At 74.9% G+C, this 26,671-nt stretch carries 23 protein-coding genes; 7 read left to right on the top strand and 16 right to left on the bottom strand.

The window, feature by feature from the left end:
- Nucleotides 1-200: 200 nt before the first annotated feature.
- The 6 genes from ACGFZP_RS12400 to ACGFZP_RS12425 all read right to left on the bottom strand — a co-directional run bounded on the left by ACGFZP_RS12400 (nt 201) and on the right by ACGFZP_RS12425 (nt 6,077).
- Entirely contained in the window at nt 201-1,277 is a 1,077-nt protein-coding gene (locus tag ACGFZP_RS12400) for an LLM class flavin-dependent oxidoreductase (protein WP_392931396.1), read from the bottom strand.
- 4 nt (nt 1,278-1,281) lie between these two features.
- Nucleotides 1,282-2,187 carry an ABC transporter substrate-binding protein gene (locus ACGFZP_RS12405; protein ID WP_392931398.1) on the bottom strand — a complete coding sequence of 302 codons (906 nt, stop codon included), beginning with the start codon at nt 2,185-2,187 and terminating at the stop codon, nt 1,282-1,284.
- A 59-nt stretch (nt 2,188-2,246) separates the two neighbouring features.
- Entirely contained in the window at nt 2,247-2,954 is a 708-nt protein-coding gene (locus ACGFZP_RS12410) for an ABC transporter ATP-binding protein (RefSeq protein WP_392931399.1), read from the bottom strand.
- Nucleotides 2,951-3,769: an ABC transporter permease gene (locus ACGFZP_RS12415; RefSeq protein WP_392932230.1), complete on the bottom strand. Its 819-nt coding sequence runs from the start codon at nt 3,767-3,769 to the stop codon at nt 2,951-2,953. Before ACGFZP_RS12415 ends, ACGFZP_RS12410 begins: the two co-directional genes overlap by 4 nt.
- Before the next feature lie 140 nt (nt 3,770-3,909).
- A complete protein-coding gene (locus ACGFZP_RS12420) occupies nt 3,910-4,932 on the bottom strand; it encodes an ABC transporter substrate-binding protein (protein WP_392931401.1) in 1,023 nt (340 codons plus the stop codon).
- A gap of 113 nt (nt 4,933-5,045) precedes the next feature.
- Nucleotides 5,046-6,077, bottom strand: a complete 1,032-nt coding sequence (locus ACGFZP_RS12425) for an ABC transporter substrate-binding protein (RefSeq protein WP_392931402.1) — start codon at nt 6,075-6,077, stop codon at nt 5,046-5,048.
- A gap of 382 nt (nt 6,078-6,459) precedes the next feature.
- Here ACGFZP_RS12425 and ACGFZP_RS12430 point away from each other — a divergent pair, with 382 nt between their 5' ends.
- The gene (locus ACGFZP_RS12430) at nt 6,460-7,242 is read left to right on the top strand and encodes an IclR family transcriptional regulator (RefSeq protein WP_392931404.1); all 783 of its coding nucleotides are present in this window, start codon (nt 6,460-6,462) and stop codon (nt 7,240-7,242) included.
- A gap of 111 nt (nt 7,243-7,353) precedes the next feature.
- Here the strand turns inward: ACGFZP_RS12430 and ACGFZP_RS12435 are convergent, their stop codons facing one another.
- The 6 genes from ACGFZP_RS12435 to ACGFZP_RS12460 all read right to left on the bottom strand — a co-directional run bounded on the left by ACGFZP_RS12435 (nt 7,354) and on the right by ACGFZP_RS12460 (nt 13,143).
- Nucleotides 7,354-8,040: a winged helix-turn-helix domain-containing protein gene (locus ACGFZP_RS12435; protein WP_392931406.1), complete on the bottom strand. Its 687-nt coding sequence runs from the start codon at nt 8,038-8,040 to the stop codon at nt 7,354-7,356.
- Nucleotides 8,041-8,122: 82 nt separating this feature from the next.
- Complete coding sequence (locus tag ACGFZP_RS12440; RefSeq protein ID WP_387945856.1) at nt 8,123-8,251, bottom strand: hypothetical protein; 129 nt, start codon at nt 8,249-8,251, stop codon at nt 8,123-8,125.
- Between the two features lie 504 nt (nt 8,252-8,755).
- Nucleotides 8,756-9,421 (bottom strand): ATP/GTP-binding protein, encoded by a 666-nt coding sequence (locus ACGFZP_RS12445; RefSeq protein WP_392931408.1) that lies wholly within the window; start codon nt 9,419-9,421, stop codon nt 8,756-8,758.
- On the bottom strand, nt 9,402-9,944 hold the full coding sequence (locus tag ACGFZP_RS12450; RefSeq protein ID WP_392931410.1) for a DUF742 domain-containing protein: 543 nt from the start codon (nt 9,942-9,944) through the stop codon (nt 9,402-9,404). Before ACGFZP_RS12450 ends, ACGFZP_RS12445 begins: the two co-directional genes overlap by 20 nt.
- Before the next feature lie 8 nt (nt 9,945-9,952).
- Complete coding sequence (locus ACGFZP_RS12455; RefSeq protein WP_387945850.1) at nt 9,953-10,372, bottom strand: roadblock/LC7 domain-containing protein; 420 nt, start codon at nt 10,370-10,372, stop codon at nt 9,953-9,955.
- Complete coding sequence (locus ACGFZP_RS12460; protein ID WP_392931411.1) at nt 10,369-13,143, bottom strand: nitrate- and nitrite sensing domain-containing protein; 2,775 nt, start codon at nt 13,141-13,143, stop codon at nt 10,369-10,371. The genes ACGFZP_RS12455 and ACGFZP_RS12460 overlap by 4 nt, the downstream gene beginning before the upstream one ends.
- Nucleotides 13,144-13,597: 454 nt before the next feature.
- Between ACGFZP_RS12460 and ACGFZP_RS12465 the strand changes: the two genes are divergently transcribed.
- The 4 genes from ACGFZP_RS12465 to ACGFZP_RS12480 all read left to right on the top strand — a co-directional run bounded on the left by ACGFZP_RS12465 (nt 13,598) and on the right by ACGFZP_RS12480 (nt 18,556).
- Entirely contained in the window at nt 13,598-15,427 is a 1,830-nt protein-coding gene (locus ACGFZP_RS12465) for an AMP-dependent synthetase/ligase (protein ID WP_392931413.1), read from the top strand.
- 205 nt (nt 15,428-15,632) lie between these two features.
- Nucleotides 15,633-16,775 carry a polysaccharide deacetylase family protein gene (locus ACGFZP_RS12470; RefSeq protein ID WP_392931415.1) on the top strand — a complete coding sequence of 381 codons (1,143 nt, stop codon included), beginning with the start codon at nt 15,633-15,635 and terminating at the stop codon, nt 16,773-16,775.
- Between the two features lie 110 nt (nt 16,776-16,885).
- A complete protein-coding gene (gene cutA / locus ACGFZP_RS12475) occupies nt 16,886-17,209 on the top strand; it encodes a divalent-cation tolerance protein CutA (protein ID WP_392931417.1) in 324 nt (107 codons plus the stop codon).
- 432 nt (nt 17,210-17,641) lie between these two features.
- Nucleotides 17,642-18,556: a nitroreductase/quinone reductase family protein gene (locus ACGFZP_RS12480; protein WP_392931418.1), complete on the top strand. Its 915-nt coding sequence runs from the start codon at nt 17,642-17,644 to the stop codon at nt 18,554-18,556.
- 140 nt (nt 18,557-18,696) lie between these two features.
- Here ACGFZP_RS12480 and ACGFZP_RS12485 read toward each other — a convergent pair whose 3' ends face one another.
- The 3 genes from ACGFZP_RS12485 to ACGFZP_RS12495 all read right to left on the bottom strand — a co-directional run bounded on the left by ACGFZP_RS12485 (nt 18,697) and on the right by ACGFZP_RS12495 (nt 21,562).
- On the bottom strand, nt 18,697-19,497 hold the full coding sequence (locus ACGFZP_RS12485) for an SGNH/GDSL hydrolase family protein (protein ID WP_392931420.1): 801 nt from the start codon (nt 19,495-19,497) through the stop codon (nt 18,697-18,699).
- Nucleotides 19,498-19,832: 335 nt separating this feature from the next.
- Entirely contained in the window at nt 19,833-20,474 is a 642-nt protein-coding gene (locus tag ACGFZP_RS12490; protein ID WP_392931421.1) for a hypothetical protein, read from the bottom strand.
- A 206-nt stretch (nt 20,475-20,680) separates the two neighbouring features.
- Nucleotides 20,681-21,562 (bottom strand): hypothetical protein, encoded by an 882-nt coding sequence (locus tag ACGFZP_RS12495; RefSeq protein ID WP_392931423.1) that lies wholly within the window; start codon nt 21,560-21,562, stop codon nt 20,681-20,683.
- A gap of 467 nt (nt 21,563-22,029) precedes the next feature.
- Here ACGFZP_RS12495 and ACGFZP_RS12500 point away from each other — a divergent pair, with 467 nt between their 5' ends.
- Entirely contained in the window at nt 22,030-23,199 is a 1,170-nt protein-coding gene (locus ACGFZP_RS12500; RefSeq protein ID WP_392931425.1) for an exonuclease SbcCD subunit D, read from the top strand.
- Nucleotides 23,196-26,249 carry an AAA family ATPase gene (locus ACGFZP_RS12505; protein WP_392931427.1) on the top strand — a complete coding sequence of 1,018 codons (3,054 nt, stop codon included), beginning with the start codon at nt 23,196-23,198 and terminating at the stop codon, nt 26,247-26,249. The genes ACGFZP_RS12500 and ACGFZP_RS12505 overlap by 4 nt, the downstream gene beginning before the upstream one ends.
- Before the next feature lie 40 nt (nt 26,250-26,289).
- Here ACGFZP_RS12505 and ACGFZP_RS12510 read toward each other — a convergent pair whose 3' ends face one another.
- Nucleotides 26,290-26,562: a hypothetical protein gene (locus ACGFZP_RS12510; protein ID WP_392931428.1), complete on the bottom strand. Its 273-nt coding sequence runs from the start codon at nt 26,560-26,562 to the stop codon at nt 26,290-26,292.
- Nucleotides 26,563-26,671 lie beyond the last annotated feature (109 nt).

A 26,671-nucleotide genomic window follows, 5' to 3' on the forward strand; every position in this document is an offset into this window, starting at 1 on the left:
GCCTCGGGGCGTTGTACCGTCCGCACACGTCCTTCGAGACCTCGGGAGTCCCCGTGCGGATGATCATCCTTCGGAGCATGGCGCGCTTCGCCCACCGGCTGGCGCTGACCTCCCCCGTGCCGTTCCCGCTGCTGCCGGGTGCCCGACCCGCGGTCGGTACCCGGCAGCCGCACCACTGGTGACGGTCAACGCCCCGCTGATCAACGGCGGTTGACGCCCAGCGCCGGCAGGACGGTCTCGGCGACGCGGTGGGCCTCCTCCAGCAGCGGGTTGCCGGAAAGGATGAAGGTGTCCACGCCGAGCGACTCGAACTCCTGGAGGCGCTCGACCACCTGGGCGGTCGAGCCGACCACCGCCGTGCCGGGCCCGGGCCGGAACAGGCTCATCCCGGGCCAGAGGTTCGGGTGGGTCTCCAACTCCCGTGCACGGGCCGGGACCTTGCCGCCGTGCTGGCGGAACTGCCGCTGCCAGCCGACCCCGTCCTCGCTCCGGGTGTCGCCCAACTGGCGGGCGTAGGTGGCCTCGCTGGTGACATCGAGCAGCCGGTCCGCGGCGGCCCAGGCCTCGTCCTCGGTGTCGCGGACGATCAGGTGCAGCCGCAGCCCGATCCGCAGGCTGCGCCCGTACGCGGCGGCGCGCTCGCGGACCAGGTCCAGCTTCTCCCGGAGCAGGTGCGGCGGTTCGCCCCAGGTGAGGTAGACGTCGACGTGTTCGGCGGCCATCTCGATGCCGGCCGCCGAACTCCCGCCGAACCAGAGCGGGATGCCGCCCGGCTGGACGGGCGTGAGCTCGCGCAGGCTCGCCCCGGCGTTCCTCAGGTCGTAGAACTCGCCCTTGTGGTCGAAGACCTCGCCGGCGGTGAGGCGCTTGACGATCGACCAGTACTCGGCGCTCAGCCGGTAGCGGTCGTCGTGTTCGACGTCCAGGCCGTACTCGCGCAGTTGCGCGGTGGAGCCGTTGACCACGTTGAACCGCAGCCGGCCGCCGTGCAGATGGTCGAAGCTGAGCGCCATCTTGGCCAGCAGGGTGGGCGAAATCAGTCCCGGGTGGACGGCCAGCAGCGGCTTGAAGGCCGGACCAGTGGCGGCGGCCAGCGCGTTGCCGAGATCCCAGACGTCGTACAGGTCCGTCGCGAGCAGCGCGCCGGTGTAGCCCAGGCGCTCGACGCTGCCCGCGAGTTGCTGGAGGTAGCGGAGGTCGACCGGGCGGCGGCCGGCCGGCTCCCACGGGTAGTGGCCCTCGCGCGGGATGATGTACCAGAGGACTTCGGAGGCCATCGGGTCAGACCGCCTTGGCGAGCGCGGCGGCCACCGGGGCCTCCAGAGCGGGCAGATGGGCGTCGGCGACGGTCAGCGCGCGGTCGATGAAGCCGACCTGGTGGAAGATGTCCGCGGCCTCCTGCTGCTCGGCGACGAAGGCGGCGGTGGCGGGCTCCAGCCGCCAGGGCAGGCCGGCCAGCGCGCTCCGCCAGTCCTCGGCCGAGCCGCCGAGGTCGGCGGCGGCGATCGCGGCGGCCTCGGCGAGGTTGGCGGCCACCCAGGCGTCCGCCCGGCGCAGCGCCGCGCCGATCGCGGCGACCGCCTCGGGGCGGTCGGTGGCGAAGTCGCGGCGGGTGAAGAACACCGAGCGGTCGGTGATGACGTCGCCGGTCCGGATCAGTTCGCGGAACCCTCCGGCCCGGCGGGCGGCGGCGAGTTCGGCGCCCTGGGCGATCCAGCCGGCGATCTCGCCGTCGCGCAGCCGCTGCGCCGGGTCGGTGCCGGCCGCAGGGCGTACGGGGGTGATGTCCTCGGCGTAGGAGAGTCCCTCGGCGTGCAGGGCCTTGGCGAGCAGGTGGGTCTGCCAGGAGCCGATGCCGAGGACGACGGTGCCGCCCTTGAGGTCGGCGACGCCGTGCACCGGTCCGTCGGCGCGCACCAGCAGGGCGCCGTGGTCGGGGCGGGGCTCAGACACCGCCGCGTACACCAGGTCGTGGCCGGCGGCCTGGGCGGTGACCGGCGGGGTCGAGCCGGTGCCGCCGAAGTCGATCGTGCCGTCGGCGAGCAGCTCGCCGGTGCGGGTGCCGTCGGTGTAGTGGTGGAACGCGCCGGTCTCGCCGAGCGGGGCCAACTCCTCGTCCAGGTAGGTCAGGCGGGAGAGGTAGTAGAGCGAGGGGTTGCTGGCGTGGACGCCGAGGGTGATGGCCATGGTGATCTCCAGGGGGGCGGGCGGGGGCGGGCTGGGGCGGGCTGGGCGAGCGGAAGGGGTCAGTGGACGCCGAGGTCGGCGAGCAGGCGGCGGCGCAGGTCGGCGAAGGCCGGGTCGGCCGGGTCGCGGGGGCGGTCGACGGTGACGTGCTCGTCGCGGACCAGTCGGCCGTCCCGCAGGACGGCGACCCGGTCGGCGAGCCGGACGGCCTCCTCGACATCGTGGGTGACCAGTAGGACGGCCGGCCGGTGGCGGCGGACGAGGTCGCCGACCAGGTCCTGCATGCGCAGCCGGGTGAGCGCGTCCAGGGCGGCGAACGGCTCGTCCAGCAACAGCAGTTGGGGCTCGCGGACGAGCGCCCTGGCGAGCGCCACCCGCTGTGCCTCGCCGCCGGACAGCGTGGCGGGCCAGGCCTCGGCGTGCTTCTCCAGGCCGACCTCGGCGAGCGCGGCGAGCCCGGTATCCCGGGTGGCCGCGCCGCGCGGCAGGCCGACGGTGACATTGGCCAGCACCCGCTTGGACGGGACCAGTCGGGGCTCCTGGAAGACCACCGTCCGCACCGGCGGGACGAGGACGGTGCCGGCGTCGGCCTTGTCCAGTGCGCCAAGGATCCGCAGCAGGGTGGTCTTGCCGGTGCCGCTGGCACCGAGCAGGGCGACGAACTCGCCGCGGGCGATGGAGAGGTCGACGCCGTCGAGGACGGCCCGGGTGCCGAACACCCGGCGCAGTCCGCGCAGGTGCACGGCGGGGGTCGCGAGGGTGGTCATCGGGCTGCTCCTTGGGTGGCCTTGCGCCAGGGCATCAGGAACCGCTCCAGCAGCCGGACGACGCCGTCGGCGGCGAGGCCGAGCAGGCCGTAGACCAGGATGCAGACGGCGAGGATGTCGGTGCGCGAGTAGTTCTGGGCCTGGGCCATCAGGTAGCCGATGCCCTCGGTGGAGTTGATCTCCTCGGCGGCGATCAGCGCGATCACGCTGAGGGTCATGGACAACCGGAGCCCGGAGAGCAGCGCGGGCAGTGCGCCGGGCAGTACGACGGTGCGCACGATCGCCCAGCGGCCGAGGCCGAAGCTGCGCATCGCCTCGATCAGCTTGCGGTCGGAGTTGCGGACGCCGCCGGAGGTGGAGACGTACATCGGGAAGCTGGTGGCGACGCCGATCAGGGCGATCTTGGCCGTCTCGGTGATGCCGAACCAGACCATGAACAGCGGCACCAGCGCCAGGAACGGCACGGTCCGCAGCACCTGGACGGCGGAGTCCAGCAGTTCCTCGCCCAGCCGGAAGAAGCCGGTGACCACGCCGAGCACCAGGCCGGTGGCGGCGCCGAGGAGCAGGCCGAGGCCGGCCCTGGTGAGCGAGACGGCGAGCGCGTCGGTGAGCTGGCCGTTGCCCCAGAGCTCGCCGACGGCCTCGGCGACCTGGGCGGGCGAGGCGAGCACGTCCTGGGTGAGCGCGCCGGTGGCGGAGGCCAGGGCCCAGCCGCCGAGCAGGGCGAGCGGGCCGATGGTGCGCAGGACCAGGGCGAGGGCGCGCGGGCGGGGCGCGGGCAGCCGGGTGCGGGGGGCGACCAGGCCCGCCTCCAGGGCGGCGGCGGTGCCTTCGGGATCGGCAGGAGGGCCGGCGGGATTGCCGACGGCGGTGCCTTCGGGATCGGCACGAGGGCCGGCGGGGTTGTCGGCCGGGGGCTGCGCCGGCACCGACGGGGTCTCGGTGGCGGGGGCGCTCACTTGGCACCGCCCGCGAGCCCGTTGACGTCGATCAGGTACGGCTTGACGTCGACCAGCTGCTTGGTGACCTTCTGGTCGGCGAAGAACGCCGCGACGGTGGCGAACCGGGCGGTGTCGGCCTCGGAGATGGCATCGGCGGTGGCGCCCTGCCTGACCACGTTGATCGCGACGGCCTTCTCGGCGGCGGTGACGGCGGTCGGCCCGGAGTCGGTGAAGACGTTGAGGTAGCCGGCCGGGTCGGCCTTCTCCTTCAGGCCGTTCTCGTGCAGGTAGGTGTAGAAGGCCCCGACCACCTCGGGGTGCTTCTCGGCGAAGCCGTTGCGGACCGCCCAGACGGCGTAGTTGTCGGAGCCGACCTCCTTGCCGTCCACCAGGAAGTGCGCGCCGGAGTTGGCGATCGACGGGGTGGAGAAGGTGTTCCAGGTGGCCCAGGCGTCCACCTGGCCGGAGTTGAAGACGCCCGAGGTCTGGTCGGCCCGCAGGTAGACGCGCTCGACCCGGTCGGCGGGCACGTTGTTCTTCGCCAGTGCCTTGAGCAGCAGGTACTCGCTGGTGCCGCCCTGGGAGACGGCGACCTTCCGTCCGACCAGGTCCTGGACGCTCCTGATCGGGGAGTCGTTCTTCACCAGGATCCCCTCGCCGACGCCGTCGGGGGCGGTCTGGGCGAACAGCTTGAAGCCTGGCTTCTGGGCGAGTGCGGCGACGGCCGAGGTGATCGAGCCCTGGGCGACGTCCAGTTGGTCGGCGGAGAGCGCCTGGGCGGCGGGGGCGAACGGCCCGGCGCTGCCGGTCCAGGCGACCTTGGCGTGGACGGCGGCGAGGGCCCGGTCCAGCGAGCCGTCCTTCTTGCCGAGGGCGAGGAATCCGTTGTTGCCCGGGTCGGGCAGGCGCAGCACCGTCTCGGCCTTGCCCCCGCCGTCGGCGGAGGCCTTGGCGCCGTCGGTGGACGAGCCGCAGGCGGTCAGGACGGTGGTGGCGAGCAGGACGGTGGCGGCGAGGGCGAGGCGGTGGGTCTTCACGGTCGACTCCAGACGGGTGCGTCAGCCAGGGGCGGGGCTGACGGATGACGGGCGGTGAGCAGCGGGCGGAGGCGGACAGATGACGGATATCACCACCTGTCGCCCGGCGGTCGCTATCCGTGCGCGGCGCCGCGGCGGCGGTCCAGCAGGGCGCGGGCGGCGCGCAGGGGCTCGGGGTCGGCCCAGCCGCGGATGTCCACGGCGGCGTCGAGGAAGCCCTGCCGGTGCAGGAAGCGCTCCTGCTGCTCCAGCAGGCCGAGGCGCTCCTCGGAGAGGTCGAGGTGCAGGGTCCGGTGGCTGCCCGGTGCGTAGGCCCCGGCGACGCCCTCGGCGCCGGCGCCGGTCTCGGCCTGGAGGATCCGGACCACCTCGGCCGGGTGTTCGGCGGCCCAGTCGGCGGCCTCCAGCAGGACGGCGAGGAAGCGGGTGACCAGGTCGGGGTGGTCCTCCAGCAGGCTCTGGTGGACGGTCACCGGCCTGGGCGTGCCGTTGTTGACCCGGGTACGGCGGTCCGGCGCCGTGTCCAGCTCGACCGCGACCTCGGCGCCGATCCGGCGGGCCGCCTCGACGGCCAGCGCACCCTTGACGTAGACCGCGTCCACGGTGCCGTCCCGCAGCGCGGCGAGTTCGGCGGCCCACTGTCCGCCGCCGGGCGCGGCCGGGACGTCGACCAGCCGGGCGTCGTCCAGGGTGAGCCCGGCGAGCGCGAGCGCACCGTGCAGCCCGGACAGGGCCATCGCCCGCCAGAAGTCGATGCCGATCCCATGACGTGGGACGGCCAGCCGCAGGCCGCGCAGCTGCCCGGGTTCGGTGACGCCGCTGCCGGCCCGGACCAGGACGACCTGGCGCTCCTCGATCCAGGTGAGGCCGACCAGCCTGGTCCGCTCGCCGCGTGAACGCGCCCACAGCGCGGGCACGTTGCCCCCCTCGCGGAACAGGCCGGGGAGCGCGTGGGTGTAGTGGTGGTCGGCGGCGACCTCGGGCGGGGCGTCCTGGAGCGAGCGGACGGTGATGCCGTCGGCTGCGAACTCCCGGGCGAGTCGACCTTGGTCGGCGGCGATTCCGGTGGCGGTGGGGACGGGGCAGCGGGTGAACCAGAGGGTGTCCGGGGCGGCCTGGACGGTACTGCGGGCGTGGCTGGGCACGGTGGCGGGTTCCTCTGCGGCTGGGGGTGCGCGGGCGCGGCGCGGCACAGGGCAATGGGAGTGCGTGGGGTGTGCGGAGGTCGTCGGACGCGGTGTGCGTCAGCGACAACAGGTGCAGGAGGCGGGGCACCGGTAGGTCGTCACGGCGCTGCTCCTTCCTGTCGGGGTGTCATCCGGGCACCGGGCCTTGGCCGTCCGGTGCGATGTGCCGAGCGTTCCACGGCCCGGGAGCGCGAAGCAAGCCTTTGCCACATGGTGGGATCAGTTGTTCATGAACGCCATCCCATTGCAACGCCATCGACACAATTCCGCAGCACCGGCTGCCATAGTCTGGAAGGGCTTCGGTGAACCCGCCGGAGCCCCGGACAGAACGCGAGGTGCCATGGCCGAGGCCGCAACCGCCGCCCAGAGCCCGCCGGCCGGCGCCCAGGCCGTCCAGCGCGCGCTCGGGCTGCTGCACTGCTTCCACGACAACGGCCCCGACCTGAGCGCCTCGGATCTGGCCCGCCGGATGGGGCTGTCGGTCTCCACCGCGCACCGGCTGGCCCGCACGCTGGTCAGCGCCGCGTTCCTGGAGCAGGACGAGCAGACCGCCCGCTACCGGCTCGGTCCGGCCGTCGCCGAACTCGGCCAACTCAGCTTCCACCAGCGCGGGCTGCACCTGGCCGCACCCGAACTCGACCTGCTCGCCCGGCGCACCGGCGCGACCGCCGACCTGGCGATCCGCAGCGGTCCGCACGCGGTGATCCTGGTCGGCGCCTCCGTCCGCCCGGACACCGGTCTGGGGCTGCGCCGACCGCTGCACTCCACCGCACTGGGCAAGGTGCTGCTGGCCTGGCCGCGCCCCGGGGAGACGGGTGCGGCGGCGCTCGGCCCGCTGGAACCGTTCACCCCGCGGACCATCACCGAACCGGAGCTGCTGGAAGCGGAGTTGGCGAAGGTCCGGGCCGCCGGCCACGCGCTCAACGACGGCGAGTCGGCCACCGGGGTCCGCACGGTGGCCGTCCCGGTACTGGACCACGCCGGACAGGCCCGGTTCGCCCTGGCCGTCCGCTCGACGCCGGTCCACCTGACGGACGACCGGCTGGACTGGTTCCTCGGGTATGCGCGGACCTGCGCGGCGGCGCTGGCCGTCCTGCTGCTTCCGCCGGAGCACCGGGCCTGACCCTCGCCACTCCTCCTCTCCACGCATATGCTTGACGCGGCCTCAGAACATGTGCACCGGCCCGGCGTTCACCAGGGAACGCCGGGCCGGTGCACATGGTTCGGCAGCGGGTCAGGCCACCGGGGTGTACTTGTAGCCGACCCGACGGACCGTCACGATGCTGTCCCGGTAGGCGACACCGAGCTTGCGGCGCAGCCGTGCGACGTGGACGTCCACCGTGCGGCCGTCGCCGACGTGGCCGTAGCCCCAGACCGCCGAGACCAGGTGGTCGCGGGTGTGCACCCGCTGCGGGTGCTCGGTGAGGTGGGCCAGCAGCTCGAACTCCAGGTAGGTGAGGTCGAGCAGCCGCCCGTCGACGTAGGCGTTGCGGCGCTCCACGTCCACGCTGATGCCGCGGCCGGCGGGCCGGACCGGCCGGACGGTGGCAGCGGCGCCGGGAGCGGTCGGGGCGGGAGCGGCCGGGGCCGCGGGCGCCTGGGCCGGGGAGTCCTCGGCGGGCACCAGGACCAGGTAGCCGACCATCGGGTTTCCGGCCGCAGCGCCGAACTGGGCGCCGTACTGGGCGAGTAGGGCCTGCGACAGTGCACCCTGGGGCAGTGCGGCGACGACGGCCGCACCCTCCGGCAGGGCGGCGAGCAGGGCTTGCGGCGCCTGGGGTGCGGGGGCCTGCGGGGCGGCCGAATGCTGCGGGGCGGCGGCCCCGCCGTGCCATCGGTCGGCGGTCGAGGGGACGGACCGGACCGCGCGCAGGTGCGGGGTCGCGGCGGGGAGGGGAAGGGTGGCCGTGGAGGAGGACATGGTGCCGCTCATTTCGCGCGTGACGGACGGGGTGGAGTCGTCTGCGCGTCGACCGGGCGTGCTGCCGGGGGCTGATCCGAAGTCAGCGGGCGGAGAGCCGGGACGCGCTGGGCGAACCCGGACACGTCTGGTCGAACAGGTGCGGCTGCCGGGACGGCCAGAACGGCTCGAGGTCGAAGCGACCTCGGCTGCTGTCCACGACGTTGTTCATGCGCCTATTCAACCATGTGAACGGACCGTTGCACCGCACCGGTTGTGTCGCCCCCGTCACGCAGACGGTAACGGCGGCGGGAGGGATGGGAGGTACGGGGTTCACTGGTGCTCTCCGCGAAGCGGGCCTGGGATGTCCGGCCGACAAGCCGGAACACGCGTCCGGGTCGACGAGTTGGCGGAATGCCGGAGGGTTACCGACAGACCGGGAGGGATCGCCCGGTCACCGACAGCAGGCGCTGCAGATCAACGCGTGGTCGATGTACCGGCGGATCGTCAGCGCCGGAGTGACCGGTGCGAGCGGCCGAGCCGGGGCGGGCGTGACGGCGGGCGACCGACGGTCAGTGGCCGTCATGGTGCCCTCCCCCTTGTTGCTCCCGGTGCGCCCCGGCGGTACGGCCGGGCGGCTTCGACCCAGAGCCTTCCACGCCGGGCCGGGCAAGGCAACCTCCACGTCACCGAATGTCCGGGATGCGGACGGCCCGGTGAGACGGCGGGGCCCGACTCAGACCCTCGCCGGCGCTCCACGGTGCCGCGCGGCCGCGTGCTCGACCAGCGCGACCAGCAGTTCCTTGCCGTCCTCGCGGCGCCTGGCGTCACACAGCAGCACCGGGACCCCGGGGTCGAGGTCGAGCGCGTCGCGGACCTCCTCGGGGGTGAACACCTCGGTGCCCTCGAAGCAGTTCACCGCCACCACGAAGGGGATGCCGCGCTGCTCGAAGAAGTCCACCGAGGGGAAGCAGTCGGCCAGCCGCCGGGTGTCGGCGAGTACGAGCGCGCCGAGCGAGCCGCGCGCCAACTCGTCCCAGACGAACCAGAACCGGTCCTGGCCGGGGGTGCCGAACAGGTAGAGCGCGAGACCGGGCCGCAGGTCGATCCGGCCGAAGTCCATGGCGACGGTGGTGGTGCGCTTGGCCTCCACGCCCGAGGTGTCGTCCAGCGGGCGGCCGAGTTCGCTCAACTCCTCCTCGGTGCGCAGCGGGCGGATCTCGCTGACCGAGCCGACCAGGGTGGTCTTGCCCGCGCCGAAGCCGCCGGCGACCAGGATCTTCACCGCGACGGCCGGGCCGCCGCGCCAGCGCGGGTCGTTGCCGCCGGAGGGGTCGGCGGTGGCGGCGGGGTCGGCGGCGGCCATGGCGGTCCCGGGGTGGTCAGAGCGCACGGAGTCCATTGATCACGTCTCGCAACAGGCGCTCGTCCGGCAGCTCGGCGAGCGGAACGGGTCGGGTGACGCTGATCAGTTCGGCGTCGTAGAGGTCGCCGAGCAGCACCCGGACCACGCTGACCGGCAGGTCGGTGTAGGAGCCGAGTTCGGCGACGGAGAGCGGCTCCCGGCGGCACCAGGCCAGGATGGTCTGGTGCTCCGGGTCGAGCACGTGCGCGGGCACGGCCCCCGCGGCCGGCCCGGGCTCGGCCGCGGTGACCAGGGAGATCAGGTCGAACAGGCCGTCCTCGACCGGCCGGGTGCGGCCCCGGGTCATCGAGTACAGCCGCACCACCGGTCCGGCGTCGTCGTCGAACCAGCGGTCGTCGACCGGGGTGCGCGGCCGGAACAGGTCGAGGTCGGACTCGTCCTGCTCCGGGCCGTCATGGTCCTGGCCATCGCGCCCTTTCGGGTCCTGGCCCTCCGGGTCCCGGTCCGGCCCGTCCTGGTCCGGGTCGTCCTGCCCCGGTGTCGGCTCCTGCTCCGCCATCAGGCCGCTCATCTCCCCGGCGGGGCCGTCGCCGTTCGCGGCTCGGCGGCCAGGTGCTCGCCGACCCGCTTGACCAGCAGGGCCATCTCGTAGGCGATCTGGCCGATGTCCGCCTCGGCCTCGCTCAGCACCGCCAGGCAGCTGCCGTCGCCGGCGGCGGTGATGAACAGGAAGGCCTCGTCGAGCTCGACCATGGTCTGCCGGACGCCGCCGACCTTGAAGTGTCCGCCGGCCCCCTTGGCCAGGCTGTGGAAGCCGGCCGCGACGGCGGCCAGGTGCTCGGCGTCCTCGCGCTCAAGGCCGCCGGAGGCGCCGGTGGCCAGCCCGTCGCTGGACAGGATCACCGCGTGCCGCAGGGCCGCGACCCGGCCCACCAGGTCGTCCAGGAGCCAGTTGAGGTCCCCGGACGGCTGCGTCGAAGTGGTCATGAATCTGTTCCTTCCGCTGGAGCGCGTGGTGCAGGTGGTGCGGGTGGAGCGAAGGGTGCGGGTCGCACCCGTGGTGTGGGTGGCGCGGCGGGGGTCCGCCGGACGAGCGGCGCGGTGGCTCCGGGGGGCGGCGCGGGCAGCGCCGCGGGGGCGGGCGCCGGGGCGATCGCGCGGCGGGACGGGTCCGGGGGCTCCCAGGCGGGCACCGCGACGGGACGGGCGGGGGCCGGCGGGGCCGGGACGCTCGCGCCGCGGCCCCGGGTGAAGCCGCGCTGGAAGGAGGCGAAGGTGGCCCGGGCCTCCTCCGGGGAGCGCTCGCGGGCGGTGTCGGGGCCCGCCCCCGGGGCGGCCTCCTGGACGGCGCGCTCCTTGAGCTGCGGGGCGAGGTTCGCCTGCCGGACGCGGCGCGGCAGCACGCCGGTGCCCGAGCCTGAACCAGGACCGGGGCCAGTGCCGGTGCCGGGTCTGACGTCCTCGACGGGTCTCGCGCCGACAGCCGTACCGTCCGCAACGGCCGTTTCGTCCGCGACGGCCAGGCCGTCCACGGCCAGGGCGTCCTGTGCCGCCAGGTCCTCGCGGCGGTGCCGTCCGGTCCCCGGCGACTCGCCGTCCCCGGCGGGTGCCGAGACCAGGACCGGTCCGCCCTTGGTCCGGGCCCGGCGCGGCAGGCCGCCCGGGGTCCGGGCCGGCTCGGGCGCCGACGGGCGCGGTCCGCTGTTCCCCCGGTGCCGCCCGCTCTGCGGGGTCTGCGGCGCACGGGCGTCGGCGAGCGCCGGCACCGCCACCAGGTCCCGCTGCCCGCGCCTCGCGGAACCGGCACCGGTCGGGGCGGACCGCGGGGCGGCCGCGGCGGCGGGCGGTTCGGGCAGCCCGTCCGGGGCCTCCGCCAGGAGCTCGCGCGGTATCAGCACCACGGCCGTCGTCCCGCCGTAGGGCGAGGGTCGCAGGTGCACCCGGATGCCGTGCCGCCGGGCCAGCCGGCTGACCACGAAGAGGCCCAGCCGGTCGGTGTCGGCGAGGTCGAACTCCTGCTCCACGGCGAGCCGCTCGTTGATCTCGGCGAGCGCCGACTCGCTCAGCCCGAGGCCCCGGTCGTCGATCTCCAGCGCGAAGCCGTGCGCCACCACCTCGCCCTGGACGGCGACCTGGGTGTTCGGCGGGGAGAACACCGCGGCGTTCTCGACCAGTTCGGCCACCAGGTGGGTGACGTCCGCGACCGCGCTGCCGAGCAGCCCGGTGCCGGGGAACGGCCGGACGCTCACCCGGGCGTAGTCCTCCACCTCGCCGACCGCCGCGCGCACCACGTCGACCATCCGCACCGGCTTGCGCCAGGCCCGCCCCGGCGAACCGCCGGCCAGGATGATCAGGCCCTCGGCGTGCCGGCGCATACGGGTGGTGAGGTGGTCGACCTTGAAGAGGTCCTCCAGCTCCGCCGGGTCCTCGGTGCGGCGCTCCATGGTGTCCAGCAGGGTCAGCTGGCGGTGCAGCAGCACCTGGCTGCGCCGGGCCAGGTTGACGAAGACCGCCGAGACCCCGCGCCGCAGTTCGGCCTGTTCGACGGCGGCCTCGACGGCGGCCCGCTGCACCGCGTTGATCGCCCGCCCGACCTGGCCCACCTCGGCCGGACCGAACTGCAGCTCCGGCGCCTCGACCGCGACGTCCACCGCCTCACCCCGGCGCAGCCGCAGCATCACCGAGGGCAGCCGGGTGCCGGCCAGCTCGTTCGCCGCGTTGCGCAGGCCGATCAGCTCGCGGGCCAGGCCGCGCCCGATCCGGTAGGAGATCACCACCGACAGCACCACCGCGACCAGGCCGATCGCACCGGCGATACCGCCGCGCCAGAGCAGGTTGATCGCATACGAGCGCTCGCGGTCGGCGATCGCCGCGGCCAGGCGGGTGTTGATCGCGGCGAGGTCGCCCAGCGCCCGGTCGGCGGTGTCCCGCCAGGCGTCGCCGTTGATCGCCTGGACCACCCGCTCCGGACCGCCGGCGCCCACGAAGTCCGCCTCGGCCCGGGCCAGCGCGGCCCAGGCCTCGCCCCCGCGCAGCGCGATGTAGTCGGCCTGGTCCGCCGGGTCCAACTCGATGACGTAGACGGTGAACAGCGCCTGCTGGTTGTGCAGCGCGTCCAGCGCGACCTGGAACTGTTCGGCGGTCGGGCGGCTCTTGGCGCTGCGCAGGCCCTCCATCGCCGAGTCCTCCTGCGCGAGGTACTCACGGGCGCGCGCCAGCTCGATCAGGATGGTCCCCTGGCGCGGCAGTTGGCCGCTCTGGCGGGCGACGAAGGCGGAGCGGAAGCCGAAGATCGGCTTGACCAGGTCGCTGTACTGGCCGAGGGCGAACTCCCAGTTCAGCGCGGAGCGGTTGATCTGGCCGCGCAGCGGGGTGAGTTGGTCGGCGGCGGCGAGGATCTGCAGGAAGCGGCCGCGCTGCGCGGCGTCCAGCTTGCCGCCCGCGCTGTTCTTGCGCTCGCGCAGGACGGCGAGGTCCCGGTCGGTGGCCGCCTGGGCGCGCTCGAAGGCGTCCCGCGCGGCGCCCGACCCGGGGTCGGCCAGCCGCTGGACGGCGGCCCGGCGCTCGTTCTGCAGGTCCCCGGCGTACCGGTCGAGCGGAGTCCCGAACTCCTTGTACGTACTGGTGACCTCCAGCTGGCCCCAGACGTCTCCCGTGGTGGCGAGCGTCGCGTACGCCCACAGGGCGGTGAGCGCGACGATGGGCACCAGGAGCAGCGCGATGATCTTCGCGCGGATCGAGCTGCTGCGCAGACGCATGGAGTCCTCGGTCGGGAAGTGCCAGGCGCGGACGGGGAGGGCGGGGTCGGGTGGCGGTCGGCCTTCGACGATCGTCGGTGGTCAGGGTCGGTCCTCGCCGGGAGCCTCCGGCCGCAGGTCTGCGAGAGCCTACTACGCCCCGACCACTCGTTCGAGGGTCGAATCCGTCGTCTCCGCACCCTCGCCCCGATCGTGTCCGGATCATCCCGGACCTCCCTGATTCGCCCGCCTCCACAGCCCGCCCGAAGCCTCCCCCGAACCTCCCCGACCGGGCCCCCACCACGGCACTCTCCGTACGGACAGGTGCCGATCTCGTCGCGTCACGGTCACAACCCTGGGCAGTGACAGAGCTATCCGATAGTTTCGCTCCACCTGCCCGACCTGTTCGGCGCGCCGCCGATCCGGACGCCCGCACGGGTCCGACCGGCAGGACGCAGACGGATACGGGGGCACAGTGCGCGAGTTCACCACCCCTGCCCTGGCCGGTCCGCCGGCCACCGGCGGACTGGCCGACTCGCTGTACGACACCGCCGAACGCACCCCCGAGCTGGTCCAGCTGGCGCGGCCGGCACCCGGCGGCGGCGCGTGGCTGGAGGTCACCGCACGCGCCTTCCGGGACGAGGTGCTGGCGCTCGCCAAGGGCCTGCTGACCCGCGGCGTGCGGTACGGCGACCGGGTCGCCCTGATGTCCCGGACCAGGTACGAGTGGACCTTGTTCGACTACGCGCTCTGGTCGATCGGCGCCATCCCGGTGCCGATCTACCCCACCTCCTCGGCCGAGCAGGTCCGCTGGATCCTCGCCGAGACCCAGGCGGTGGCCTGCGTGGTCGAGGAGGAGGACCACGCGATGACGGTCGGCGCGGTCTGCGACGCGCTGCCCGACCTCACCGGCATCTGGCAGCTGGACCGCGACTGCATCACCGCGATCATGGAGGACGGCAGCGGCGTACCGGACTCCCTGGTCCACCGGCAGCGGCTCGGCGTGGCCGCCGGGAACATCGCCACCGTGGTGTACACCTCCGGCACGACCGGCCGCCCCAAGGGCTGCCTGATCACCCACGCCAACCTGGCCGCCGAGGCCGACAGCCTGCTCGGCGGCTGGGGCGCGGTCTTCCACGACACCGGCGGCCACCAGCCGTCCACCCTGCTGTTCCTCCCGCTGGCGCACGTCTACGGCCGGGCGGTGCAGGTGGCCGCGATCCGCGGCGGCTTCCGGATCGCGCACATCCCGGAGGTCTCCACCGAGACCCTGTTACCCGCCCTGGCCGTCCTGCGGCCGACCTTCCTGCACGCCGTCCCGTACGTCTTCGACAAGATCTTCCAGGCGGCCCGGCGGGGCGCCGAGGAGGCCGGACGCGGCGAGCTCTTCGAGCAGGCCCGCCAGGTGGCCGTCGACTGGGCTGCCGCCCGCGAGCGGCGCGCCTTCGGCCGCGGCCCGGGCCCGAGCGCCAAGCTGCGCCTGCAGCACGCGGCGTACGACCGGGCCGCCTACCAGCGGCTGCGCGCGGCCCTCGGCGGCCGGGTGCGCGCCATCATGTGCGGCGGATCCACGCTCGGCCGGGAGCTCGGCCTCTTCTTCACCGGCGCCGGCTTCCAGCTGTACGCGGGCTACGGACTGACCGAGACCTCCGCCGCGATCACCGCCAACCCGCCCGGCCGGCAGAAGATGGGCACGGTCGGCCGCCCGCTGCCGGGCGCCACCGTCGCCATCGCCGACGACGGCGAGGTGTGGGTGCGCGGCGACACCGTCTTCAGCGGGTACCTCAACCACCCGCAGTGCACGGCCGAGTCGCTGTACGACGGCTGGTTCGGCACCGGCGACCTGGGCAGCCTGGACGAGGACGGCTACCTCACCATCACCGGCCGCAAGAAGGACCTGATCGTCACCAGCAGCGGCAAGAACCTCGCCCCCGCGGCGCTGGAGGAGCGGGTCCAGGCCCATCCGCTGATCTCCCAGTGCATGGTGGTGGGTGACGACCGCCCCTACGTCGCCGCGCTGATCACCCTGGACCAGGCGGCCCTCGCGCACTGGCTGAAGAGCCACGGGCGCGAGCAGCTGGACGAATGGGCGGTGCTCGCCGACGAGGAGCTGCACACCGAGGTCCAACGGGCGGTGGCCGCGGCCAACACCGCCGTCTCGCGCGCCGAGTCGATCCGCGCGTTCCGCCTGCTGCCCCGGGAGTTCAGCCTGGAGCAGGGGCTGCTGTCCCCCTCGCTGAAGCTGCGGCGGACGGCGATCACCGAGCGCTACCAACAGGACATCGAGGAGCTGTACGCACCCTGACGTTCCGTCTTGTCCCTTTTGCCGGGCGGGACATGGAGGCGCTTCACCTTCCGTTCCCTTGACGGACCGACTGGTCCAGTCCATTGTTTTGCCTCGGTCTGAGTGCGGCACGCCGACGGCTCCCGCCCCTCGGGGAGCGCCCCCAACTCGATACCGCGCCCTCCCCAACGGGTGCGGTCCCCCACGCAGGAGTCCTCACTTGTCCATGTCCTCGCGCCTTTCCGCGCTGGCCGCGTGCGCGGCCCTCACGGTGTTCGCGCTCGCCGCGCCCGCCTCCGCCGACGCCGCCCCCACCGCGGCCCCGGCCCCGGCGGTCGACCCGGTCCAGGTCGACCTGGCGACCAACCCCGGTTTCGAGATCCCCGCCTCCTCGCTCGCCGACTGGGGCTCCGTCCCCGGCTGGCGCTGCGCCGGCGGACCCGCGGAGGCCGCGCTCAGCACCACCGCCCCGCACTCCGGCGGCTCGGCCCTGACCGTCACCCCGGTGAGCGGCGACTCCACCGGCGAGTGCGTCCAGACCGTCTCCGTCCAGCCCAACACCACCTACACCGCCTCGGCCTGGGTGCGCGGCTCCTACGTGTTCCTCGGCGCCACCGGCACCGGCCGGGACGTCGCCCCCGCGTGGGCGGAGACCACCGGCGGCGGCTGGAAGCAGCTGACCACCCGCTTCACCACCGGCCCCACCGCCTCCACCGTCCGGCTGTACGTGCACGGCTGGTACCAGCAGGGCCCGTTCTCCGTGGACGACGTCCACGTGTCCGGCCCCGCCCCGGCCCCGGCGACCCCTGCCGGCAGCGTCGCCACCACCGACAAGGTCGTCTTCTTCACCGTGGACGACGGCTGGCAGCGGACCCCCGAGGCCGAGCAGTTCATCGCCGACCACAAGCTGCCGATCACCGCCTTCCCGCTGCCGATGCCGGCCGGGACCGACCCGGACTTCTTCAAGCGCGTCACCGCCGTGGCCGGCTCGTCCGTCCAGGACCACAGCGTCTCCCACACAGACCTCACCACGCTCTCGGCCGCCGAGCAGCAGGTCGAGATCTGCGACGCCCGGGACTCGCTGACCCGCATCTTCGGCACCGCCCCGACGGTCTTCCGCCCGCCGTTCTTCGCCTGGAACGCCGACACCCTCCAGGCCGCCGCCAACTGCGGCATCCGGACCGTCCTGACCGCCGACGCCGACTTCAGCTGGGGCGCCTCCAACGTCTGGCACCCGGGCACCCTCCAGCCCGGCGACGTCGTCCTCCTCCACTGGACCGACACCCTCGCCACCGACCTCCAGCGCGCCCTGGCCGCCGCCGACGCCGCCGGCCTCAAGCCGGCCGGCCTGGCGTCCTACCTGCGCTAGGGGCCTGACCGGCACGGTCTGACGACCCGTGCGGCGCGCCGTCGATCCCGGGAGGACCGGCAGCGCGCCGCACGCCTCGGCGCCGCCTTGACCCGGCCTAGGCTGGCCTCATGAAGAACTCCGACCTCACCGTCGTCACCACCACCCACGAGGACGAGGCCAAGGCGCGGGCGCTGGCCGCGGCCGTAGTCCGCGAGCGGCTGGCCGCCTGCGCCCAGGTCTACCCGGTCCAGTCGGTCTACTGGTGGGACGGCGAGGTGCGGGACGGCGCCGAGTGGCGCATCGACTTCAAGACCCGCGCCGGGCTGTTCGACCGGCTGGCCGCGTTCGTCGCCGCGCAGCACGAGTACGAGACACCCGAGCTCATCGCCGTCCCGGTGACCGCCGGATCGACGGCCTACCTCGGCTGGGTGGCCGCCGAGACGGCCGGCTGAGCCGGCGCACCAGGGCGGGGCGGGACTGGGCGGAGCGGCTCTGGTGCGGGCCGGGTGGGACTGGGCCGACCGGCGTCAGCGATCGGGTACGGCCCTCGTTGACAGCCGACGCGGCGGGTGGCTCTAATGGGGGCGTGCAGCGCGATGTCGGCCACAGAGAACTGGGCCGGCCGGCGATCGAGCCAGCACCTTTCACCGAGGGACGATGCGCGATGAGTTCTCACTCCGCCTCCCTGATCTGACGTCATCGGCCGCGGTAGCGCCCGCCCGCGTCCGTATCCGTCCGCTCCGTTCGACTCGGCCGGTTCCCGCTTGCGGCGGCTCGGATCACCCCGCCGTCCGCCTGCTCCCCGCTTGTCGTCCCGCGGTACCGCGTACGCGTGCTGCGCCTCCGGTGGCCTCCCCCCTTTCTCTGGAGACCCACACAAGCGCATGCCCATGTCCTCCCATCATTTCAATCAGACGGTCATCGAGGAGTTCCGTGCCAACGCCGGCCGGGTCGGCGGCCCCTTCGAAGGCGGCGACCTGCTGCTGTTGACCACCACCGGCGCACGGTCCGGCCGCGAGCACACCGTGCCGCTCGGCTACGTCCGGGCCGACGGCCTGCTGTTGGTGGTCGCCTCGGCGGCCGGAGCGCCGGACCACCCGCACTGGTACCGCAATCTGCTCTCCCACCCGGTGGTACGGGTCGAGCTCGGCACGGAGGTGTTCGACGCGATCGCCGTACCGGCCGAGGGTGCCCGGCGGAAGCGGCTGTTCGAGGCCGTGGTCCGGGTGGCACCGGGGTACGGCGACTACCAGGCGCTCACCGCGCGCGAGCTGCCCGTCGTGGTGCTGGAACGCCAGGAGCCGGACCCGCGCCCGGTGGCCACCCTGGCGGACAAGCTGCTGGAGGCCCACACCTGGCTCCGCGCGCAGCTGCGACACGTCCGGGAGGAGGCCGAGGCCTCGATCGCCGGGCAGGCCCCGAGCCTGGGGCTCCAACTGCGGCAGCACTGCCTGGCGTTCTGCGAGGGCCTGACCCACCACCACACCGGCGAGGACGCCCACATCTTCCCGGCCCTGGCGCGCAGCCACCCGCAACTGCGCGAGGCGCTGGAGCGGCTGGGTGCGGAGCACCGGGCCGTCGACCGGCTCAAGGGCGAGCTGGTGGCCCTGCTGGATTCGGCGGGGGTGGGCGGGCCGGAGCGGTTCCGGGCGGAGCTGGCCCGGATGTCGGCCGAGCTGGAGGCGCACCTGGACTACGAGGAGGAGTCCCTGCTGCCCGTCCTGGCCGCGATCCCCTTCCCGCCGACCGGCGCCGGGGGCCCGCCCGGCAACGGGACCGGGACCAGGACCGGGAGCTGACAGCAAGGCGGGAGCCGACAGCACGGCCGGGAGCTCGGACCGGAAACCGAAGCGGGGCCTGCCGGCCGGTCATGGCCGGACAGGCCCCTGGGTGCCTGCCGGTGCCCGCCCTTCGGCGGCCACCGGCACGGCACCGGACGCTACGCCTGCGCCGTGAAGACCGGGAGGTAGCCGCCCGAGTGGCCGGCGGCCTTCGGGTGGTAGCTCTCGTCGACGGGCAGGGTGGTGCTGTTCAGCCAGGTGGTGCTGCTGCCACAGATCTCGTGGTTGGTGAAGACGCTGCGGACGTCGCCGAAGGCGAAGCCCGCGTTGGCCGCACGCTTGGCGAGGACGTCGTCGAGCACGTCCGCCGCACTGTTGATGGCGGCACGCTTGGTGTCGCCGATGCCGAAGATGCAGCTGCCGCCGACCTTGTAGAGGTGCGGGTAACCCAGCACCACCACGCGGGCGTTGGGCGCCTTGGCGTGGATGGCCGCGTACACCTGGTCGAGCTGGCCGGGCAGGGTGGTGGTGGCGTACTTCTTCCCGGCGGCGACGGCGTTGAGGCAGGCGCTCTCGGAGTCCAGCACACAGGTCTGCATGGTGCTGGCGAAGCCGGCGTCGTTGCCGCCGATGCTGATGCTGACCAGGGTGGTGCCGGAGTTCAGCACCGAGAGCTGGTTGTTGAGCACATCACCGGTTCTGGCGCCCGAGCAGGCGACAAAGGAGAAGGACGACGGCGCGTGCGCGTTCTTCCAGAGGTACGGGTAGGCGTTGGTGCTCCGCTTGCAGCTGCCGCTCTCGCTGGTGTAGCTGCCGGCGCCGACGCCGGACGCGTACGAGTCGCCCAGCGCGGCGTAGTTGACGGTGGCGGCGCTGGCCGACGAGGCGGTGAAGAGGGTGGTGAGGGTGAGGAGTACCGCCAGGGCGGCTACGGACATGGCACGGGTGGGGCGTAGCATGACACCTCCAGGGAGTGACCTGAGTCACAGATGTTGATACCAGGCGGTAGCATCCCCGGGAAGTGGTCATGCCAAGGATATTGACGGTCGGTCTGCGGACGGTGGAGTGAACTCGACCACGCGGACGGGCGTTTGCGCTGCTCAGGCCCCGGCGGCGCCCCCCGCCTCGCGCACGATCGCCTGTTCGAATTCTTGACCGTCCATCAAGCATCCGGCCCCACCGATGCGGGCACGGACCGTCGGGCCCACCGTCGGCGCGACGGCCCGCGCCCCAGGCGACCCGCGCACGGCACCGGGGCGCCCTCCCCCGTTGCCGGCGGCCCTTCGGAGCTGACTCAGCCCCCGGCGGCCGGGTAGACGGAGCCCGAGTGGGCCGGGCCGGGGAAGACCACGCAGCCCTCGACCGGCAGTTCCTCGATCGCCTCGTTGGCGGTCGCGGGCACGCCCAGCCGGCGCACGGCGGACGACACCGCGGCCCGGGCCTGGCGCAGGCCGGGCTCCCCCCAGCCGAGCAGCTCGACCGCCAGACCGGGGGCGACCAGCAGCCGCCGGTAGTGCCGCCCCGAGGCCGGGTCCGGCGCGCTGGGACCGACCGCCCGCAGCGCGGCGGCCATCCGGACCCGGGCGCACTCGTGACCGCCGTTGGCCGAACCCACCCGGTCGTAGAGGTAGCCGAGGTAGTACGGCGTACCGATCACCGCCTGGGCCTCCTCGGCCGCCTCCCGGGCCAGGGCCGAGCCCGGATCCCCGGCGTCCTCCGGCTCCAGTGAGCCGCCGGGGAGCGAGACGATGCCGTCCCTGGGGTTGACCAGGGTCAGCACCCGGCCGTCGGGGGCGAACAGCCACCCCCACGACTGCTTCACCGGCAGCCCGCCGGGCACCTGCTCGCCCGGTCGCCACGGCCAGCCCGCGGTGGGGCGCCGACGCACCCTGCCGAGCAGCTCGGCGATCTCCGCGCTGAACTCGATCCGGCCCATGCGTCCCCCCTTTCGGTGTCGGGCTCGCCGGACCGGCGGTGCGCGGGGAGGACCAGCGGTGCGCGGTTCGGGGCGGAGCGGCGGGAACGGCGGCGTGGGGTACCGCCCGCTCCTGCTGTTGATCTTCCCCGAAATCTTCCCCGAACAGGCGGTCGATGAACAGTCCCCAGCGCCGCTTGGTGGACGCGGGGGGCTGGAGCCGCTGGTCAGGCCATCGGCCCACCTCCGCCGTCGGACGCGTCGGAGTGACCCCGCCCGCCACCGCCGGGCGGCGGGAACGGGGGCAGCGCGAAGGCCGGGACCGCCGCCGACCCGGGCGGGAGCGGCAGGCCCCGGCCGGCCCCCTCGGCGAGCGCGCCGCACACCTCCCGGACGGACATCGGCCGCAGCCGCCCCTCCGCCAGCGCCCAGCCGCACACCTGCGGGCCGTCGGGCGCCGCCGGATCCCGGTGCAGCAGCAGCGCGCCGGTGCCGCGCGCGGCCGTACCCGCCGCCAGGGTGACGCAGAACGCCTCGGCGTCCCGACCGCCGGCGAACAGCCGGCCGCCCTCGGTGCATAGCTCCGCCGCCGTGGCGAGCTCCTCCCCGTCCTCCGGGCCGTGGCAGCTCAGCGTCAGCAGGTGGCAGCCCTCCCCCGCCCCCTCGGCCAGCGCCAGGTACACCGCGGTGACGTGGTGCATCACCGCCTCCATCAGCGACCGCCCCCGCGGGCCCTCGCCGACCGCCGCGAGCAGCGCCGCGCAGCCGATGGAGATGCGCACCCTGGCCCGGTGGTCGTCGACCAGCACCGGCAGCAGCTCGGCCAGCCGCTCCCCCGCGTAGACGAAGGGCTCCCCGGCCAGCTCCGGATCGGCCGCGTACGCGACCCGGGCCGCCGCGGCACCCGGGTCGAGGCCGAACGCCTCGCAGTAGTCCTCGTAGTCGGCCGGTTCGAGCACCCGCAGGTGCACCTCCAGCCCCTGCCCGTGCAGGGCCCTGAGCCTGGCGTCCGTCCGGCTCAGGTAGGCCGGGAAGGCCGCGCCGCCGAACAGGCCGTGCCGCGCCAGCCGGGCGAAGTCGACCGCCCGGGCGGCCACGGCGAGCGCCACCGGCTGCGGCGGGGGCGCACCGCGGGCCCGGCCCCGGCTCCGGGAGCGGCCGCCGGGACCGCCTCCGCCCACCCCGGACGGCGCCCGCCCCGACGCACCCCCGCCACCGGGCGCCCGGGCCGCGCCCCCGCCACCGCGCCCGGCCCCACGCCCGGCCCCACGCCCGGCGCCGGCTCCGGCCCCGGGACGCCCGGCGGGCGGGCGGCTCCCCGACCGGGCCCGCACCCGGCACGCCACGGGCCCGGTGGCGGCGAAGAACGTGGACGACTGGTACATGGCTCCTCCTCGGTGTCGCACCGGCCCCGGAGCCCCTGGAAGGCCCCCGGCGGTGACGATCGAGAACATACACACCGTTACCGACAATCGACCGAGAGCGACCGCCCGGGCCCGCGCGGAGCCCCGGGCCGGGCCGGTCGGCCGGGCTGTTTCGCCCGGGTTGTCAGTGGCGGACGTTAGGGTCGGGGACCATGCGACTGCTGCATACCTCCGACTGGCATCTCGGGCGCTCCTTCCACCGGGAGAGCCTGCACGACGCCCAGCGCGCCTACCTGGACCACCTCGTGGAGGTCGTCCGGGCCAGACGCGTGGACGCCGTGCTGGTCGCCGGCGACGTGTACGACCGGGCGCTGCCGGGGCTGGAGGCGGTCGCCCTGTTCGACGACGTGCTGCACCGGCTGGCCGGGCTGGGCGTGCCCACGGTGTTCATCAGCGGCAACCACGACTCGGCCCGCCGGCTGGGCGTCGGCGCGGGCCTGATCGGCAGGGCCGGCGTCCACCTGCGGACCGACCCGGGCGAGTGCGCGGAGCCCGTGCTGCTCACCGACGAGCACGGGCCGGTGGCCGTCTACGGGCTGCCGTACCTGGAGCCGACCCTGGTCCGCGAGCGCTTCGGGCTGGAGCGCGGCGGCCACGCCGCGGTGCTCGGCGCGGCGATGGACCAGGTCCGGGCCGACCTCGCGGCCCGCCCCGCGGGCACCCGCGCGGTGGTGCTGGCGCACGCCTTCGTCACCGGCGGCGAGACCAGCGACAGCGAGCGGGACATCGCGGTCGGCGGTGTCGCCTCCGTGCCCGCCACCGTCTTCGACGGCGTGCACTACGCCGCGCTCGGCCACCTCCACGGCTGCCAGACCCTCGCCCCGCACCTGCGCTACAGCGGCTCCCCGCTCGCCTACTCGTTCTCCGAGGTGAACCAGCGCAAGACCATGTGGCTGGTCGACCTCGCGGCGGACGGCTCGGTCGCCGCCGAGCGGGTCGACTGCCCGCAGCCGCGCCCGCTCGCCTGTCTGCGCGACACCCTCGACCGGCTGCTGGACGACGAGCGGTACGCCCCGTTCGAGCAGTCCTGGGTGCAGGCCACGCTCACCGACGCCGTCCGCCCCACCGAGCCGATGGAGCGGCTGCGGCGGCGCTTCCCGCACACCCTGCAGCTGCTCTTCGACCCGGACCAGGCCGAGGAGGGCGCCACCGGGTCGTACGCGGCCCGGGTGAGCGGTCGGGCCGACCTGGAGATCGCGGAGGGCTTCCTGCGGCACGTGCGCCCGGGCGCCGCACCGGACCGGGACGAGCTCGACTGGCTGCGCGAGGGCTTCGAGAGCGTCCGGGAGACCACCGACCGGAAGGCCGAGCTGCCCCGATGAGACTCCACCGGCTGACCGTCGCCGCCTTCGGCCCGTTCGCGGGCACCGAGGCCGTCGACTTCGACGCGCTCGCCGCCGGCGGCCTCTTCCTGCTGCGCGGCGCCACCGGCGCGGGCAAGAGCAGTGTGCTGGACGCCGTCTGCTTCGCCCTCTACGGGGACGTGCCCGGCGCCCGGCGGGCCAACCGGCTGCGCAGCGACCACGCCGACCCGCTGCGGCTGACCGAGGTCCGGCTGGAGCTGACGCTCGGCGGCCGGCGGCTGGAGATCATCCGGCTCCCCGAGCAGCAGCGGCCCAAGAAGAAGGGCACCGGCTGGACGACCGAGCGGGCCCAGACGCTGCTGCGCGAGTGGGCCGCCGACACCGGGGACGGCACGCCCGGCTGGCGGCCGGTCAGCAAGTCCCACCAGGAGGCCGGGGAGGAGATCCAGCGGCTGATCGGGATGAGCCGCGAGCAGTTCTGCCAGGTGGTGCTGCTGCCGCAGGGCGACTTCGCGCGGTTCCTGCGGGCCGACTCGGAGGAGCGCGGCAAGCTGCTGCGCCGGCTGTTCGACACCGAGCGGTTCCAACAGGTGGAGTCCTGGCTCGCCGAGCGCCGGCGCGCCCAGGAGGCCGCCGTCCAGAGCGATCAGCGGCGGCTGCGGGCCCTGGCCGACAAGGCCGAGCAGGCTGCCGGACCAGCGGCCGAGCCCGCCGCCGACTGGGTGCCCGGTGAGGACGAGACCGCGCACCCGGCCGCCGCCGACCTCACCGGCGCGGTGCTCGGCTGGGCCGCGATCCTGCGCAGCGGCGCAGCCGAACAGCTCGCGGTCGCCGACGCCGCCCTGGCCGGCGCGGAGTCCGCCCACGAGGAGGCCGGGCGGGCCCGGGCCGCCGCCGAGGAGCTGTCCGGCCGCCAGCGGCGGCACCGCGACTCGGCGCTCCAGGCGGCCCGGCTCGCCGAGGACGAGCCCGCGATGGAGCGGGACGGCCGCCGGCTGGCGGCCGCACAGGCCGCGGTCGGGGTGGAGTCGGTGCTGCGGCTGCGCGAGTCCGCCGACGGCGCCCACCGGGCGGCCCGCGAGGAGGAGCACCGCCACCGCGAGGCGCTCACCCGGGCGGGGCACCCGGACGGCCCCGGGCTGGCCCGGGCCGAGGAGCCGGAGCTGGCCCGGGCCGAGCGCCGGCTGCGGGACGAGGCGGTCCGGCTGGAGGCGGCCCAGGAGGACGAGCGGCGCTGCACCGCGCTCGCCCGCGAGCAGCGGACGGCGGACGCCGAGCGCCGCAGGGCCGAGGAGCTCGCCGAGGAGGCCCGCGACTGGCTGGACGACTTCGAGGAGCGGCTGGCCGCCCTGCAGGAGGAACAGGCGGACACCCGGGCGGCCGGCGCCCGGGTCGAGCAGCTGGACGCCCGGAGCGCAGAGGTGACGCGGCGGCTGGCCGCCGCCCGCCGCCGGGACGCCCTGCGCGCGGAGATCGCGGACGCCGGTCCGCGGGTGCTCGGGCTGCGCGCCGAGGCGCTGAACGCCCGTGAGCACAGCCAGGACCTGCGCGAGCGCCGGCTCGCCGGCATGGCCGCCGAGCTGGCGGCGCGACTGCGCGCCGGCGAGGCCTGCCGGGTCTGCGGCTCGCCGGAGCACCCGGCACCGGCCAGGCCGACCGGCGGCCAGGTCGGTGCGGCGGACGAGGACCGCGCCCGGGCGGCGCAGACGGCGGCCGAGCAGGCGGCGGACACCGCCGAGCGGGGGCTGGCGGACCTCCGGGTCCACGAGGCGGCCGCCGCCGGTGCGGCCGGACCCGACGCCACCGAGGCGCTCGCGGAGGCGCTCGCCGTGCTGGAGCGCGAGCACCGCGAGGCCTCGCGGGTGGCCGAGCGCCTCGGCCCGCTGACCCAGCGGATCGAGCGCCTCGCCCAGGAGCAGACCACCCGGCTCGCCGCACTGCGGGACGCTGGCGAGCGCAGCGCGGCGCTCACCGCCCGGATCCAGACCCTGCACGGGGAGCAGGAGGAGCTGGCCGCGAGGGTCGCGGCGGCCCGGGGCGACGCGCCGTCGGTGGCCGACCGCTCGACGGCGCTGTCCCGGCTCGCCGACCAGGTCACGGCCCTGGCGGGTGCCGCGCGGGCCCGCACGGAGGCGGCGGCCCGGCTGAAGGACGCGGACGGCGAGCTGGCCGCGGCCGCGGTCTCGGCCGGGTTCGGGAGCGCCGAGGAGGCCCGGGCGGTCCTCCTGCCGGCCTCCGAGCGGGAGCGGCTGGAGGCCCGGCTGGAGCGGCACCGCTCGGCGCGGGCCGCGGTGGAGCGGCTGCTCGCCGAGCCCGAGCTGGTGGCGGCCGCGGCCTGCCCGGCGGCGGACCTCCCAGGCACCCAGGCCCGGCTCCAGGGCGCCACCGACCGGCTGCGCCGGGCGCACGCGGCGCAGGACGCGGCCCGCCGGCGGTGCGAGGAGCTGGCCGGGATCGGACGGCAGCTGGCCGCACTGGCCGCCTCGCTGGCCCCGGCGCTGGTCCGGTTCGCCCGGATCAACCGGCTCGCCTCGCTCGCGGCGGGCACCTCCACGGAGAACCGGCTGCGGATGCGTCTGGAGTCGTACGTGCTGGCGGCCCGGCTGGAGCAGGTGGCCGCCGCGGCGAGCGACCGGCTGGTACGGATGTCCGGCGGCCGCTACACGCTCGTCCACAGCGACGACCGGGGCACCGGCAACCGGCGCTCCGGCCTGGCCCTGCGGGTGGTGGACGCCTGGACGGGCACCGAGCGGGACACCGCGACGCTCTCCGGCGGCGAGAGCTTCTTCGCCTCGCTCGCCCTGGCACTCGGCCTGGCCGACGTGGTCACGGACGAGGCGGGCGGTATGCCCCTGGACACCCTGTTCATCGACGAGGGCTTCGGCACCCTGGACGAACAGGCGCTGGAGGAGGTGATGGACGTCCTGGACGGTCTGCGGGAGCGGGACCGCGCGGTGGGCATCGTCAGCCACGTCGCGGACCTGCGCACCCGGATCCCGGCCCAGCTGCTGGTCCGCAAGGGGCGCAGCGGCTCCACCCTCGCACTGGCCCGCCGCGAGGACGTCTGACGGCGGGGTGCCGGGGCGCCCGGCCGTTCGCCCGGGCGCGTCAGCCGGAGCAGGCGATCCGCTGTGCCTGCTGCCAGGTGCAGACGGGGCAGAGCGTCGTCCCCGGGTGGTCCGCGGGCAGCTCGGTCGGCTCGCCGCACAGCACACAGTCGGCCCGCGGCCCGGTCAGCCCCGGGTCGTGTGTCAGCGCCGCCACCGCCCCGGCGGGGGCCACGGCACAGACCGGGCCCGCGTCGTCCGCGCCGCCGTCCACGACACTGCCGTCCACGGCACTGCCGTCCACCGCACCGACGCCGTTCGCTGCTTCACTCATGCCGCCTTCCTACTCCGCCGCCCCACCGGGTCGCAAGGCCGGTCCGCACACAGCAGGACGGTCCAGCTACAGCAGGCCGGGCACGGAGCGACCGGGCGGGCACCGGGCG

Origin of the sequence: Kitasatospora sp. NPDC048239 (assembly GCF_043202015.1) — a bacterium.
Taxonomy (GTDB): domain Bacteria; phylum Actinomycetota; class Actinomycetes; order Streptomycetales; family Streptomycetaceae; genus Kitasatospora.